Source organism: Hymenobacter agri (assembly GCF_054778495.1).
The window spans coordinates 1-645 of the sequence record NZ_BAAGZM010001210.1; the positions used below are offsets into that span (position 1 = coordinate 1).

The following is a 645-nucleotide window of genomic DNA, read 5'->3' on the forward strand; positions in this document are numbered from 1 at the left end:
CCGGCAACCCGGCCGGCGTACGCCTCACCTTCGGAGCCGATTTCGCTCCGCAGAGCGTGGTAGAAGCGCGCGGCATTGCCGACTTGTACGGCAACGTAGCGGCCGGGCCACTCACGGCTCCATTCACGGCGCTGCCGGCGGCGCCGGCGGTGGGCGAGCTGATTATCAGCGAGATTTTTGCCGACGAAACACCGCAGGTGGGTCTGCCGCTGTCGGAGTACGTGGAGATTTACAACCGCAGCGCCACCAAAACCCTGAGTTTGCGCGGCGTGCGCCTGGGCAAGGGCGGCAGCGCCACGGTGGCCGTTTTCGCCGATACGGCCAAGCTGCTGCCCGGCCAGTACGCGGTGGTATGCGGCAGCACGCGCACGCTGCAGTTTGCCAGCTACGGCAAAGTGTACGGCCCCACCAACTTCCCCTCGCTCAGCAATGGCGGCGACCAGCTGGTGCTGCGCGGCCGCGACGGCCGCACGCTGTTTGAGGTGACGTACTCGGATGCCTGGTACCGCGACGCGCAGAAGAAAAACGGCGGCTGGAGCCTCGAAATCATCGACCCCAACAACTACTGCGGCGGGGCCGAAAACTGGACCGCCCTGCGCGACTCCACCGGCGGCACGCCCGTCCGCGCCAACTCGGTGCGCGCCG

General features: G+C 67.6%; 1 protein-coding gene. It reads left to right on the forward strand.

Features of this window, described 5'->3' with window-relative positions; genetic code table 11:
- Positions 1–645: lamin tail domain-containing protein (locus ACYVDE_RS25370; RefSeq protein WP_460504286.1), on the forward strand; the 645-nt coding region annotated here is incomplete at both ends.